Raw genomic sequence first — 14,517 nt, forward strand, 5'->3', positions numbered from 1 at the left:
GATCCGACTGGCCCAACCGATCCGACTGGCCCAACCGATCCGACTGGCCCAACCGATCCGACTGGCCCAACCGATCCGACTGGCCCAACCGATCCCACTGGCCCAACCGATCCCACTGGCCCAACCGATCCCACTGGCCCAACCGATCCGACTGGCCCAACCGATCCGACAGACCCCACCGGCCCAACTGATCCCACTGGCCCGACAGATCCCACTGGCCCAACCGATCCGACGGGCCCGACAGATCCCACCGGCCCGACAGATCCAACTGGCCCAACCGATCCAACTGGCCCGACAGATCCAACTGGCCCGACAGATCCCACTGGCCCAACTGATCCCACTGGCCCGACAGATCCGACTGGCCCGACAGATCCGACTGGCCCGACAGATCCGACTGGCCCGACAGATCCCACTGGCCCGACAGATCCGACCGATCCCACGGAGAACAACGAAGGGCCGCTGCAGCCGATCATCAGCGATGACGGGTTGCTGGGACCGGATGGCCCGCTGGATGATCTGCTGGGCGGTATCAACGACCCAGACGGCATCATTGATGATCTGCTCGGCGATGACGGCCTGCTTTCGCCGATCACCGGCCCGGATGGTCTGATCGACGACCTGTTGGGCGACGCGCTGGATCCGCTCACCGGATCGGGTGGTTTGCTTGACGATGTGATCGCCTCGGATGGTCTGCTCGACAATCTGTTGGGCGATATCCTGGCCTCCGATGGCCCGCTTGGCGGTCTCTTGGGTGATGATGCGGTGATCGGCGATCTGCTGGGCGACGGTGGCCTGCTTGACCCGGTGCTTGGTCCCGATGGTCTGGTGAGCGGCGTACTCGACGGCTTGGATGGCAGTCTGGGTGGCCTGCTTGACCCGCTTTTGGGCGGTGATGGCCCGCTGGCCCCAGTGCTCGGTGATGGCGGCTTGCTCGAGCCCGTTCTGGGCACCGGCGGTCTGCTCGATGGTGTGATCGATGTGGTGGCCGATCTCGGCACCGGCTTGGTCGACACGCTGGACGGCACCCTCGGCGGCCTGCTCGAGCCGGTTCTGGGTTCCGGTGGCGTGGTCGATGGCCTGGTCGACCCGCTGCTCGGCGATGACGGTGTCGTCACGGATCTGCTGGGTGGCTTGCTCGGTGGCGACACCGGCGGTCTGCTCGATCCGATCCTCGGTGACGACGGCCTGCTGGGTGGCTTGCTCGGCGGTGACACCGGCGGTCTGCTCGATCCGATCCTCGGTGACGATGGCCTGCTCGGTGGCTTGCTCGGTGGTGATACCGGCGGGTTGCTCGACCCGATCCTCGGCGACGATGGCCTGCTGGGTGGTCTGCTCGGTGGTGACACCGGCGGTCTGCTCGATCCGATCCTCGGCGATGATGGCCTAGTCGGTGGCTTGCTTGGAGGCGACACCGGCGGTCTGCTCGACCCGATCCTCGGTGACGATGGCCTGCTGGGTGGCTTGCTCGGTGGCGACACCGGCGGGTTGCTCGACCCGATCCTTGGTGACGATGGCCTAGTCAGTGGCTTGCTCGGCGGTGACACCGGCGGTCTGCTCGATCCGATCCTCGGTGACGATGGCCTGTTGGGTGGCTTGCTCGGTGGCGACACAGGCGGTCTGCTCGACCCGATCCTCGGCGATGATGGTCTAGTCGGTGGTCTGTTGGGTGGCCTATTCGGGGGCAACAACAGCCTGATCTAAAACCCGAGCATGCGCTTCATGCTCCCAACTGGTGCTGCCGCTGCCCGCGGAAGCCCCTTCTCTATTTCCAGCTATATGGGGCAGAAGGCGGCGCGGTCCTATGTCAGTTTCATGGGCAGCAGGCCATGCCAGCATTCCCCGAATCCAATCTCCTCGAACCAGCCGATCTCACGCACCCCCATGATCATTCGGGAGCGCGCCAAAGGCCGCTGACGGCGAAATTGGTTTTTTGCACAAAGATCCACGGCCTTACCGCCCGCGTACAGGCCGATGCCTTCGCCCCTTACCTCGCCATATCAGCGCAGAGTTTTTTGGTCAGACCAGTGCTTGCCGCAGATCACGGGTTGTTGGGATTTCTTCTGTCAGGTCCAGCTCGTCCTCGACATGCTGAAGATGGTCCAGCATGATCCGCATCGCTCCTTTTTTATCGCGCGCACGGATCCGTTCGATCAGGGCACCGTGTTCATCCGGCCCGCAATTGTGCAAATGTTGCGAGCGATAAATCGCGGTTATCAGCGAACTGCGTGAAATCAGATCGCGCAGGATGCCAAACAGAAAGCTTGATCCGGCAAGTTCAGCCAGCAACAGGTGAAATCCGCCCGAAAGCCGTATTGTGGCAGAGGTGTCACCGCGTTGGTCAGCCTCACGCTCTTGGGACAGATGCGCCTCCAGCAGCGGGATTTGCGCGTCGGTGATCCGGTCAATCAGCCGCTCGACGACACGGGCTTCGATCTGTTTGCGCACATGGAAGACGTCACGGGCTTCATCAACCCCCGGCTCTGCCACGAAGGCCCCACGGTTCGGCACAATGGTCACCAGACCGTCGCTTTCCAGCACCGCAAGCGCTTGGCGCACCCGCGCCCGGCTGACATCAAAAATCTCGGCCAACTGCTCTTCTTTCAGCCGTGCACCGGGCCTAAGCCGCTTTTCTGCAATCGACAGCCAGATGCGCTCGCAGATCTCGGCGGTGGGGCCGGTCACGGTTTCCTTGCTGTGATACATGTAGGCTCCTTGGTTCAGCCCGTATTCTTACTGCCTGCCTTAAAAAGTCAATCTGCGCGGCAGGTTGGTGTTGACTACAAAAATGTAGACAATATTGTTGATAACAGCAACTGCGAAATATCGAGCGGATTCTCCCTATGCCCGCTCTCCCCCAAACTGCCGCCAGGCCATACCGACAGGAACGCCGATGGATTTTGATTTTACCCAGATCACGGCGCAGGATCGCTATCGCCTGCTGACCAACTTTGTCGGTCCAAGACCAATTGCACTTGTCTCTACGCTGTCCGAGGCGGGGCAAGACAATGCGGCTCCGATGAGTTTTTTCAACGTGTTCTCGCATGATCCGGCGATTGTGATCCTAGGCATCCAGACCAAGGCCGATGGGCAGGAAAAAGACACGGTGCGCAATATCCGCCGCAGCGGCGAATTCGTGGTCAATATGGTGGATATGGCGATTGCCGACGCGATGCTGGTCTGCGGGCTGGCCGTGGCAGCGGATGTGGACGAGATTTCACTGGCCGGACTGACATCGGCCCCCTGCGATCAGGTTGCCGCGCGGCGGGTGCAGGAAAGCCCCTGTGCGATGGAATGCCGGGTAGAGCGGCTGATCGACTATGACCGCAGGGTGATCGTGCTGGGCGAAGTGGTGCATATGCATGTGCGGCGCGACTGCCTGGATGCCGAGGGCCGCTATGTCGACCCGGACCGTTATCAGCCGATCGCGCGGCTGCATGGCGACAATTACATCACCTCGGATCGACAATTCGTGATGCCCTCTCCGGGGCTGGAGTCGGTGCTGGACCGTCTGAAGGTAGGGGCCTGAGCCATGAAAATCCTGGTGATCAATCCGAACTCTACCGCCTCGATGACCGCCCAGATCGGCGAAAGTGCGCGGCGCTGTGCCTTTGCGGGGACTGAGATTGAGGCGGTGAACCCGATGGGCACCCCCGCCAGCATTGAGGGACACGCGGATGAGGCGTGGTCGGTGCCTGCGATGCTGGAGCTGATCCGGGACGGCGAGGCGCGGGGGATAGATGCCTATGTGATCGCTTGTTTTGATGATCCGGGGCTGGCTGCGGCGCGTGAGATTGCGCGGGGGCCGGTGATCGGGATCTGTCAGGCGGCGGTTCAAGTCGCGACCACGATTGCGACGCGGTTCTCGATTGTAACCACCCTGCCCCGCTCGGTGCCGATCATTGAAGATCTGGTCGAGGCTTACGGCGCGGGGCATCGCTGCCGGAACGTGCGGGCGGTGGATATGCCGGTGCTGGCGCTGGAATCTGATCCGGTCACCGCTGAGGCACGTCTGGTGCGCGAGATTGAGGCGGCGCGGGATGTCGACGGGGCCGAGGCTGTCGTTCTGGGCTGCGCGGGGATGTCCGAACTTTGCGCGCGGCTGCAACACCGCACCGGGGTGCCGGTGATTGATGGGGTGAGTGCTGCGGTGAAACTGGCCGAGGGGCTGGTGGGCGGCGGTTACGCGACCTCTAAAATTGGCGCATATGATTATCCGCGCGTGAAGTTCAGCCCCGTGCTGGCCGAGACTGCCTGATCCCTCCCCGATGCCCTATCCGGGACACCTGACCGCGCCAGACTATCGGCGCGGTTTTTTTATGCTTGGTTGGGGTTGGGGGTGTGTCCACGTGTGGACAAAATGGCTGATTAGTAAAATCAATGGCTTATGGGGGTGTCGTTTACCAATTATTAAGACGACCTGCGATTGTCAGTAGTCACGCGCCGCCTTGAAATTGTTTATAATTGCGGAGGCGGCTGTAGCCCGAAGCAGCCACTCACGCAATCCAATAGAGAATTCTCCGCTCCAGCATTGTCTAAGGTTTAGGGACTCGATCAAAACTGGAATACACGAAGCCTGCGGTTGGGCTCATTGCCACGGCATAGTAAAACACTGCGATGTCACTTTCGGTTTTGCATAGACCAAACATCGCCACACCTATCTTCGCGTCAGCTTCATCGGGCTGATCAAGTCGACAATCCTTATAGGATGCGATGCTCGTCAAACCTTCGTCCGACATCTGATGGAAGTACTGCGACGTCGCAAAGGTCAGGAAGTTTTGAATGGTCGGTTTGTAGATTGCAACAAAGAGTGCCCAGGTAAGGCAGGCACCTGTGGTAGCTGACAAAACGCCGATAATCGTGCGGTTCATAGCTGAGTATGTTGGCAAAACTCCATGTTTAAGCTTCCTAGATATGCAGAGGATACGTCAAGCCATTTGACAAGAGATAGGTCGGACAAGTCACCGATCCGACCGACCTCAATGGGCTCCAAGCGACATTTCTCAATTCGGCAGCGCAAGCGCAGTTCCTGCCCCTGACGTGAGCCACTTCCAAGCCCCCAACAAAATTACGCCGACAGACGCCGCTCGCCAACCTGTGGCACCGCAAGTGCGGCCATGGTTTCCGCCACACGATGACAGGCGACGCGGCTGCCGTCGCTGTAGGCTTGCATCTCGGGGCGTTCCGCCGCGCAGCGCGCGTCGGCTTGCGGGCAGCGGGGGTGGAAGGTGCAGCCGGAGGGCGGTTTCATCGGGCTGGGCACTTCGCCCGATTGCACTTCGCGATCGCGCTTGGGATCGGTGACGTTCGGAATGGTTTCCAGCAAAAGCTGGGTGTAGGGGTGCTTTGGGTTGGCAAACAGCACTTCGGTCGCGGCCTGTTCGACGATGCGGCCCAGATACATCACGGCGATCTGGTCGGACATGTGACGCACCACGCTCATGTCATGGCTGATGAACAGATAGGTCAGCCCCATTTCATCCTGCAAGCGCCGCATCAGGTTGAGGATTTGCGCCTGCACCGACACATCGAGGGCCGAAGTTGGCTCGTCACAGACCAGAAATTCCGGCTCGGTCGCAAGGGCGCGAGCGATAGAGATGCGCTGGCGTTGGCCGCCGGAAAACTCATGCGGGAATTTGCGGCCATCGCGCGGGGCAAGGCCGACGGTGGTCAGCAATTCGCCAACGCGTGCGGTGATTTCAGCCTCGGTCTCGCGCAGTTTCAACTCGCGCAGGGGTTCGGCGATGATGTCAAACACCCGCCAGCGCGGGTTGAGGCTGGCATAGGGGTCTTGGAAAATCATCTGCGCCGCCAAGGGCTTGCCGTTTTTGCCATTGGCAAACTGCATCTGGCCGTTGGTCGGGGTGTAAAGCCCGGTGACCAGCCGCGCCACGGTGGATTTGCCGCAGCCGCTTTCGCCGACAAGGCTGAGGCAGCCGCCAGAGGGCACAGAAAAACTGATGTCATCGACGGCGCGCAGATAGGCCTTGGGCTTGCGTTCGATCACGCGGTTCAGCCAGGGGGCCGAGACGTTGAACAGCCGCGACAGGTGGGTGACGGTGAGGGCGGAAGTGGGGATCGTCATGCGGCGCTCTCCTGTGCGGGTTGGTTCAGAAAGCAGGCACTTTGGCCCGATCCGCTGGGGTGCAGGTGGGGGCGCTCAACGCGGCAGCGCGGCATCACATGCGGGCAGCGCGGGTTGAAGGCGCAGCCTTGCGGGATGGCATCCAGACGCGGCATCGCGCCGTCGATCTGTTGCAGACGCGGCACGCGTGCGCCAAGCGTCGGGATCGAGCCCATCAGGCCGCGCGTGTAGGGATGGCTGGGGCGGGCGATCACATCGGCGACCGGGCCGATTTCAACCAAGCGCCCGGCATACATCACCGCCACCCGATCGGCGGTTTCAGCGATGACGCCCATGTCATGGGTGACCAGCATCACCGCCGTGCCGTTGTCTTTGCACAGGCGGCGCAGAAGGGACGTGATTTGCGCTTGGATCGAGACATCCAGAGCTGTGGTGGGTTCATCCGCGATGATCAGTTTTGGGCGGGCGGCGAGTGCCAAGGCGATCACCACACGTTGCCGCATGCCGCCGGAAAACTGGTGTGGGAAGTGATCGACACGGGTTTCCGGGCCGGGGATGCCGACTTCGGCCAACAGGTCGATGGCGCGTTGGCGGGCCTCGGTGCGAGTGAGTGGCAGATGCAGGCGGATGGTTTCGATCAGTTGTTTGCCGACCGAGAACAGCGGGTTCAGCGAGGTCAGCGGATCCTGGAAGATCGCACCGATTTCGCGGCCGCGGACCTTTTCCATTTCACGATCCGTGAGTTGGTCGATACGGCGGCCATTCAGCCAGACCTCGCCGCCTGCGACATGGCCGGGGGGTTCCAGCAGGCCCAGAACGGCGAGGCCGGTCATGGATTTTCCGGCACCGGATTCGCCGACAACGCCAAGGATTTCACCGGGTTGGATGGTGAGGCTTATGTCGGCCAATGCCGTCACCGTGCCGTGGCGGCCGGGAAACTCTACCCGCAGCGCGCGGACATCAAGCATCGGGGTTTGGGTCATAGCGCTGCCTCCTGTCGGATCGGGTAGCTGGGCGGGAAAAGCTCGGACAGCGGGCGGTGTTGCCAGCTGCGCTCGGGGTATTTGGCGAGAAGCCCGTCGAATTGGGCTTGGGCGCGGGTTTGCGCGGCGGCCATGTCGATGCCAGCGACGCGGCCTTCGCACATCGACAGGCGACCATCCACAAAGGTGGCTTGGGTGACTTTGCCGGAACCGCCCGCGATCAGCGTGGTGATCGGGTCAATCGCCGGGGTCATGATGGCATCGTCCAGCCGGAAGATGGCGATGTCGGCGCAGGCACCCGGTTTCAGGCAGCCGATGTCGGTGCGGCCCAGGGCGCGGGCGCCGCCCAAGGTGGCAGCATCCCAGAAATCGGCACTTTGCTGGTGCGGGGCGGTGGGGTCGGCGATGCGGGCGGTCATCAGGCCGGTGAGCAGGTTCAGCAGCATATCGGCGGGGGCGGTGTCGGTGCCCATCGCGATGTTGATGCCGCGCGCGCGCAGGGTGCCAAAGGAACGCAGGATGGAGCCGCTGCGGGCTGAAACGAGGGGACAGTGGATGACGCTGACGCCGTGGTTGGCGTAGTGGGTCAGGTCGGTTTCGGTCGCATTGGTGGCGTGGGGGGCGAGGATGCGGTCGTTCAGCAGGCCCTCGCGGGCCAGCCAATCGGGGGCGGTGGTGCCGTGCAAGGACTGGATGGTTTGCAACTCCATCACGCCTTGGGCCATGTGCAGGCGGACGCGGCAATTCAGATCGCGGGCGGCGTCCATGGTGCGTTTCAGCAGCGGGGCGGTGCAGGTTTCAACGCGGTCGGGCGCGAGCATGCCGTTGATCAGGCCATTGTGGCGGCCCTGTTGGGCGGTGATGAAGGAGATAGCGTCGTCTAGGCCTGCCATGCCGCGGGCTTCGTCGAACACCGGGGTCATTTGGCCGGGGGCGTCGAGCACCATGCCGCCCGCGCGGTAGGCGGGGGAGAGGTAGACGCGCAGGCCCATCTCGCCTGCGGCCTCGGCGGCAGCGGTGAATTCGGCGGTGGTTTCCCCCCATGTGCGGTAAAAAAGCGAGGCTATCGGGGCGGCGGTGGTGATGCCGTTCAGCAAGAGTTGCGCGAAAGCGTAGCGTTTCTGGAAGGCGAGTTCTTCAGGGGAATACATCTCATACGGGCCGCGCTCGATGTAGCTGCGCGGCCAGACCCGGCCTTTGGCCCAACCGGGGTTGTGGTCGATACTGAGGACGGTGGTGTCGAGATCGGAGAGGGCATCAAGGTCGATCAGGCCGGGGGAGATGAGCGCGCGGCCAAGCTGGATCCGACGGGCGACCTCGCCTTCAAAGCGCTGCCCGACGTGCAGGATGCGTCCCGCCTCAAAAACGATTTCGCCGTTGGGGATCAGGCAATGGCCTGTTCCGGCATAGCCGAGCACCCAATCGGCGGTGAGGGCGGTGCGGCCTGTGGGGTGTTCGCCAAGCTTCAGGTCTTGAAATACGCTCATGGCATGGTGATCCCCGGCAGGGTCAGCGCACCATTGCGGGCGACCACGCGGCCAGCTTTGACCACCAGCGGGCGCGGGGATTCTTCGACGACGGCATGGGCGAGGGTTTCGCCTGCGACGAGGGTGAGGTCTGCGACAGCGCCAACCACCAGCCCCAAAGCCTCTAGGCCCATCGCATCGGCCCCGCCGCGCGAGGCGGTGTCGAGCAGCAGTTCCAGCTCGTCATCGCGGCGCATGCGGTTTTTCATGCCCACAATCCGGGCGCGGTGCAGCATGTCGGGCTGACCCCACGGGCCCCAAGTGTCGCGGATACCGTCGCAGCCCATGCCGACCTTGATGCCCAATGCCCGCATGTCTTGCAGCGATGGCACTTCGGCAGAGGGGTGGCCGGTGGTGAAGATGCGGATGTCTTCGCGGGCCACCGCCTGCATCAGCGGGCCAACCCGGTGCGGATCGGGCATGCCAAGACAGAAGCAATGCGACACGCCGACCTTGCCCTGCATCCCATGCGCGCGGGTGCGGGCGATGATTTCCTCCAGCGTGAAGGCACCGAGTTCGCCATATTCATGCAGGTGAATGTCGATGGGTTTGGAGTGCTTTTCGGCCAGCCTGAAAATCGCATCCAACGAGGCTTTCGGATCGCGGTCCATCGACGACGGGTCAAGCCCACCGACCACATCGGCCCCCATCGCCAAGGCTTCGTCCAGCAATTCATAAACGCCGGGGCGGATCATCAGGCCGGATTGCGGGAAGGCGACGATCTGGATGTCGACTGCGCCGCGCAAGGCTTCTCGGGTGCGCAGCTTTCCTTTCAACAGGGTCAGCTTGTGGTCGTGGTCTACATCGACATGGCTGCGGATATGGCCGGTGCCGTTGGCGATCAACTGCATAGCGTGACGCATCGACTGGCGATGCACGTCGAGGCCCAGCGGGATACGCTCGTTACGTTCATTGTCGATCAAGTCTTGTAGATCGCCGCCCTTGCGGCCCGTATACCAGCCCATGCCCCAAGTGGTTTTGTCGAGATGGGTGTGGGCATCGACCAGCGCGGGGATGGCAATCGCGCCCTGCCCGTCTTCAACTGTGATGCCTTCGGCCAAAAGGTTCGGGCCAATGGCAGCGACGCGGCCATCGCGGATCAACAGGTCAGCCGTCTCGCCAGCCATCGGACGGATATTGCGGAGCAAAAGATCGGTCATCACTTACCTCAGTTTCGGGTTCAGCGCATCGCGCAGCCAGTCACCCAGCAGGTTGACCGACACGACAAGCAGGCAGAGTTGCAGCACGGGGAACAGCACGATCCACCACATGCCAGAGAACAGGAATTGGTTGCCAAGCCGGATCAGCGTGCCAAGGCTGGGTTGGCTGGGCGGCATGCCGATGCCAAGGAAAGACAAGGTGGCCTCGGTCAGGATCGCCATGCCGAAGTTCAGCGTGGCGGCGACAAGGATTGGGGTCAGCGTATTGGGCAGGATATGGCTGAACATGATGCGGCGGGCGGGGACTTTCAGCAGTTGCGCCGCCTGCACATATTCCTTGCGCCGCTCCACCGCCGTTTGAGCGCGCACGGTGCGGGCGTATTGTACCCAACCGCTGAGCACGATGGCCAGCACCAGCACACCCGCCGCGCCGACTTCTCGCAGGCTGGGCGGCAGCAGTTCGCGGACGATGGCGCTGACCAGAATGGCGATCAGGATGGTGGGGATCGACAAAAGGATATCGCCCACCCGCATCAGACCATTTTCAACATAGCCGCCGTAGTAGCCGGCAGCCAAGCCCGAGCCGATGCCGATGATCAACGCGAACACCACCGAGGCGATGCCGATCAAGATGGAAATCCGCGAGCCATAGAGGATGGCGGACAGGATATCGCGGCCTTGAGTGTCGGTGCCGAGCAGATAGGGCCATTGGCCGCCCTCCAGCCAGATCGGCGGGATTTCGGCGTTCCACAGCTCCAGTTGCGCCGGATCAAACGGGTTTTGCGGCGCATAAAGCGGGGCGGTGAAGGCGCTGAGGATCAGCACGGCCAGCAGAATGGCGGCAAACACCGCGCTGCGTTGCCGGGTGAACGAATACCACAGATCGCTTTGGCGTATCCGGGTGAACAGGCTGGGAGAGCTCAGGTTTACGGTCATGGTTCAGGCCTTTGCATTGCGCAGGCGCGGGTCGATCAGCGCATAGGTGATGTCCACCAGCGTGTTCAGCGCGACAAAGATGAAGGAGACGATGCAGAGATAGGCGGCCATCACCGGGATATCTACGAAGGTAACGGCCTGGATGAACAACAGCCCCATGCCCGGCCATTGAAAAACGGTTTCAGTGATCAGCGCGAAGGCGATCAGGGAGCCGATATTCATCGCCGTCATGGTGACGACCGGCATCAGGCAGTTGCGCAACGCGTGGCTGTAGTGCACCCGCCAAGACGGCACGCCACGCGCGCGGGCGAATTTGATGAAATCAGAGCGCAGCACCTCGAGCATTTCGGCGCGCACCAGACGCATGACCAGGGTGATCTGGTAGAATGACAAGGCGATAGAGGGCAGGATCAGAGCTGCGCGGCCCGAGGGGGTCAAAAGGCCCGTGGTCCACCAGCCGATACTGACCACATCGCCGCGCCCAAAGGCGGGCAGGATGTTGAACATCACCGAGAACACCAAGATCAGCATGATGCCGATGACGAAACTGGGCAGTGAGACGCCGATGATCGAGAGAAACTGTAAACCTTCGGAATACCATTTGCCGCGATGAATGGCGGTGATCACCCCAAGCGGCACACCGACGACCAGCGAGATGATCGTGGCCATCAGCACAAGTTCAATCGTGGCGGGGAAACGCTCGGCAATCAGGCTCATCACCTCTTGCTGGTTGCGGTAGGAGATTCCGAAATCGCCCTGCACGGCGTTGGTGACGAAATGCAGGTATTGCATCGGCATGGATTGGTTGAGACCAAGGCGTTCGCGCAGCTCATCGCGCTCGGCTTGGGTGGTCTGTTCGTTGACCATCAGCTGCACCGGATCGCCGACAAAGCGGAAGATCATGAAGGCCATCAAGGCCACGACAAGCATGACAAAAGCCGCGTTCGCCAGCCGTTTTATCAGGAAAACAATCATGTGACTGGCTCCGTAAGGGGTGGGGCCCGGCGCGTGCTGCGCCGGGCCAGCGATTTCGCTTATTCGGTCATCCGGGTCAGCCAGTGCCGACCTTTGTTGTCCGAAAGTTGCACCACGCTTTCCACCTTGTCCGAGGTCGCCCAAGCCATCGGCTGCTGGTGGAACGGCAGCATGATCGACTCGTCCTTCACGATCTTCAGTGCCTGCGATTCCAAGGCCAGCCGCTTGGTGCGGTCAAGTTCGGTCGAGGCCGCGATGATCAGCTTATCCAGTTCAGGATAAGACCAGCCGCCCCAGTTGAACACCCCGGCCTTGTCGCTTTTGGTTTGGAACACTTGCAGCAGGATCGAATAGGCATCCAGCATCGGCTCGTTCGCCCAACCAAAGCTGAACATATCGGCTTCACCGTTGGTCTGCTTGATCTGCTGCACAGCGTTCGGGCCAATGCTGAGCGTTGGAGCAAGGCCGACGCGGGTCAGCATCGACACCATGGCGTTGCAGATTTCTTCCTCGTTCAGCCAGACGTCGTTGGCGCAGACGATTTCAAACGCGAAGCCTTCGGCGCCCAGTTCCTTGATCATCGCGGCGGCTTTTTCGGGGTCATAGACCGAAGGCACATCCAGCGCTGCGTCATAGCCAGGGATCGCGGGGGCGACGACGGTGCCCGTCACGCGGGATTTGCCACGCATCACCTTATCGCGGATCAGGTTGAGGTCGATGGCAAGCGCCACGGCCTCGCGCATTTCCTTATGCTGGAAGAAGTTCGGCTGGCCGTTTGCCAGTTTGTCCTGAAAATTGAAGCCGAACATGATGGTGCGCAGCTCATTCGCTTCCATCACCTTGACGGTCGGGGTAGCTTCAAGGCGCGGCAGATCCTGCACCGGGGCCTTTTCGGTGAAGTCGATCTCACCCGACAGAAGCGCCGCGACGCGGGTGGCGTCAGAGGCGATCGGGGTGAATTCGATGCGTTTCAGGTTGTGCTTGGGGGTATCCCACCAGTTGTCATTGACCACCAGAATGGTCTTGCTGTCGGGCACCCGGCTTTCAACGATAAACGGGCCGGTGCCATTGGCGTTGAAGGTCGGATAGCCTTCGACCTTTTTCGCCACATCGGTCGGCAGCTCGGCGTTATGCTCTTTCAGCCAGCCTGCATCAAACATGTGGATGTTGGTCAGATCGTTCAGCAGCAAGGGGTAGGTGCCGACCAGTTCGATATCGACGGTGTAGTCATCGACCTTTGTGGCGGATTTATAGGCGGGCAAGTTGCCCTTCAACGGGCTGTCGGGGTGGCTGACGCGGGCCAGCGAAGTCACCACATCATCGGCGGTGAAATCAGCGCCGTCGTGGAATTTCACGCCTTGGCGCAGCTTGAAGCGCCAGATGTTGTTCGGCAACACTTCCCATTCGGTCGCCAGCGCCGGTTCGATCTGAAGATCGGCGTTGTAGCGCACCAAGCCTTCATAGACATGATTCAGAAAGCTGATGGTGAAGGTCGATCCGTAAGAATACGAATCCAGCGAGTTGATATCGCGGGCAGCGCCCCAACGCAGGGTCTGCGCCGATCCGGCGGTGGCAAGGCAGGCGATGGCGACGCCGGCCAGCAGGGTGGATTTGAAGAACATGGTCATTCCCTGTTGAGGGCCCGTCTCCTCTCGGTCTGGTGCCGAGACTTGCGAGCAGATGATGGACACTGCGGCGGATGCAATCGTCCTGCCAACACTGTCAGAATTGCGGACCATTTTGTCAATAATTTTGTCGACAATATTTTCAACATAAGATTTTGCCCCTAACCACTTGGCAATTTGCACAAATATCGAGCTGGCTCTAAGGTTGAACGCTGACAAAGCTTGCAATGCAGAGTCGACACAGCCTCCAAGATTGAGTCGATCAGACCGTATTGAACCCAAAAGCCCGAACCGGCCTGTATGTGTAAGGCGGCGCGGCAAATGGCCAACACACTTTTCGCTGTTTCTACCACACGCAGGCTCACGAGGATGGAGAGCGTCGAAGCCAGCGCCTGATTTGGCAGCGTGCGCAGTATCGTGTCGGGTGATGACGGGGGGTGAAAGTCGGGCAATCCGATTCGGGAATCGGCTCATTGCGATCAATAGGACCGTCCCTAGCGCGTGATCTTGCTCGGATTCAGCAGGGTTTTGATCCGTTCAGGTGTTTTGCCATCGGGATGGAGGCTGTGTGCCACGAACAACTTCAGGATGTTCTGAAGCAAGGCCGCGTCGTTCGATTTCGCGGCAGAAGCCTGCGTGATGCTGATCATATATCTGTCAATCAGCGCAGCGGTAGAACTTCACATCAAGACTAAGAGTTCACACGGTTGCCGAATTCTTGTGCTCGAATCATGTCCCTTAGACCAAACAGGCCAATCCGGGATGGAAAAGCCGATCCCGTTTTGGGTGGACATCCGCAACCGTGCGCAAACGCAACCGCGAAGAATGTCGCGCCGTTCCAGCAATATGGATTGTCGATGTCAGCGCATTCGCCCCGTTTCGGGTCGAATTGCCCGTCTGACCTGCAACAGATTGGCAACGCTTAAGAGTTTGGATCATCGGCCACCCTGCCACCTGTGATTGACATCCGCACCAATTGATGTCGTATTACATACTAAAGGTTCAATTAAGTGATTATTGTATTCACTTTACAGCCTTTAGAGGAGGGCGCCGGATGTTCCTGGCGAGTTTGGTCGTTGGAATCGCAGTGGGTGCATTGGCCAGTCTGATGTCGCTTATCGTCGGTGCGCCATGGTGGGGAGCTGTTCTGGCCTACTCCATCGGCGGCGGCGCAGCCACGTTCGCCGTCATGATCGCCGCTGTTGCGCATCAGAACCTCCGTGCCTCCCA

The 14,517-nt window shown here is 61.0% G+C and carries 14 protein-coding genes; 3 read left to right on the plus strand and 11 right to left on the minus strand.

Annotation, left to right across the window (positions count from 1 at the left end):
- A partial coding sequence (locus tag U1A24_RS07250; RefSeq protein WP_322321309.1) for a hypothetical protein occupies positions 1-331 on the minus strand: 331 nt, incomplete at its 3' end.
- A 155-nt stretch (positions 332-486) separates the two neighbouring features.
- On the opposite strand from U1A24_RS07250, the gene U1A24_RS07255 reads away from it, so the two are divergent.
- Positions 487-1,701 (plus strand): hypothetical protein, encoded by a 1,215-nt coding sequence (locus tag U1A24_RS07255; protein WP_322321310.1) that lies wholly within the window; start codon positions 487-489, stop codon positions 1,699-1,701.
- Between the two features lie 315 nt (positions 1,702-2,016).
- Here U1A24_RS07255 and U1A24_RS07260 read toward each other — a convergent pair whose 3' ends face one another.
- Positions 2,017-2,703: a GntR family transcriptional regulator gene (locus U1A24_RS07260; protein WP_322321311.1), complete on the minus strand. Its 687-nt coding sequence runs from the start codon at positions 2,701-2,703 to the stop codon at positions 2,017-2,019.
- Positions 2,704-2,890: 187 nt separating this feature from the next.
- Here U1A24_RS07260 and U1A24_RS07265 point away from each other — a divergent pair, with 187 nt between their 5' ends.
- A complete protein-coding gene (locus U1A24_RS07265; protein ID WP_322321312.1) occupies positions 2,891-3,526 on the plus strand; it encodes a flavin reductase family protein in 636 nt (211 codons plus the stop codon).
- 3 nt (positions 3,527-3,529) lie between these two features.
- Positions 3,530-4,255 (plus strand): aspartate/glutamate racemase family protein, encoded by a 726-nt coding sequence (locus U1A24_RS07270; protein ID WP_322321313.1) that lies wholly within the window; start codon positions 3,530-3,532, stop codon positions 4,253-4,255.
- 277 nt (positions 4,256-4,532) lie between these two features.
- Here U1A24_RS07270 and U1A24_RS07275 read toward each other — a convergent pair whose 3' ends face one another.
- The 9 genes from U1A24_RS07275 to U1A24_RS07315 all read right to left on the minus strand — a co-directional run bounded on the left by U1A24_RS07275 (position 4,533) and on the right by U1A24_RS07315 (position 13,937).
- Positions 4,533-4,868, minus strand: coding sequence for a hypothetical protein (locus U1A24_RS07275; RefSeq protein ID WP_322321314.1), 336 nt, complete (start codon positions 4,866-4,868; stop codon positions 4,533-4,535).
- 197 nt (positions 4,869-5,065) lie between these two features.
- Positions 5,066-6,082, minus strand: coding sequence for an oligopeptide/dipeptide ABC transporter ATP-binding protein (locus U1A24_RS07280; RefSeq protein ID WP_322321315.1), 1,017 nt, complete (start codon positions 6,080-6,082; stop codon positions 5,066-5,068).
- Positions 6,079-7,065: an ABC transporter ATP-binding protein gene (locus U1A24_RS07285; RefSeq protein ID WP_322321316.1), complete on the minus strand. Its 987-nt coding sequence runs from the start codon at positions 7,063-7,065 to the stop codon at positions 6,079-6,081. The genes U1A24_RS07280 and U1A24_RS07285 overlap by 4 nt, the downstream gene beginning before the upstream one ends.
- Positions 7,062-8,552 (minus strand): amidohydrolase family protein, encoded by a 1,491-nt coding sequence (locus U1A24_RS07290; protein WP_322321317.1) that lies wholly within the window; start codon positions 8,550-8,552, stop codon positions 7,062-7,064. The genes U1A24_RS07285 and U1A24_RS07290 overlap by 4 nt, the downstream gene beginning before the upstream one ends.
- On the minus strand, positions 8,549-9,751 hold the full coding sequence (locus U1A24_RS07295) for an amidohydrolase family protein (RefSeq protein ID WP_322321318.1): 1,203 nt from the start codon (positions 9,749-9,751) through the stop codon (positions 8,549-8,551). The genes U1A24_RS07290 and U1A24_RS07295 overlap by 4 nt, the downstream gene beginning before the upstream one ends.
- A 3-nt stretch (positions 9,752-9,754) precedes the next feature.
- A complete protein-coding gene (locus U1A24_RS07300; protein WP_322321319.1) occupies positions 9,755-10,687 on the minus strand; it encodes an ABC transporter permease in 933 nt (310 codons plus the stop codon).
- 3 nt (positions 10,688-10,690) lie between these two features.
- Complete coding sequence (locus U1A24_RS07305) at positions 10,691-11,662, minus strand: ABC transporter permease (protein WP_322321320.1); 972 nt, start codon at positions 11,660-11,662, stop codon at positions 10,691-10,693.
- Positions 11,663-11,721: 59 nt separating this feature from the next.
- Positions 11,722-13,284: an ABC transporter substrate-binding protein gene (locus U1A24_RS07310; protein WP_322321321.1), complete on the minus strand. Its 1,563-nt coding sequence runs from the start codon at positions 13,282-13,284 to the stop codon at positions 11,722-11,724.
- A gap of 497 nt (positions 13,285-13,781) precedes the next feature.
- Entirely contained in the window at positions 13,782-13,937 is a 156-nt protein-coding gene (locus U1A24_RS07315) for a hypothetical protein (RefSeq protein WP_322321322.1), read from the minus strand.
- Positions 13,938-14,517: the final 580 nt, after the last annotated feature.

This window comes from Cypionkella sp. (genome assembly GCF_034376685.1).
GTDB lineage: Bacteria > Pseudomonadota > Alphaproteobacteria > Rhodobacterales > Rhodobacteraceae > Cypionkella.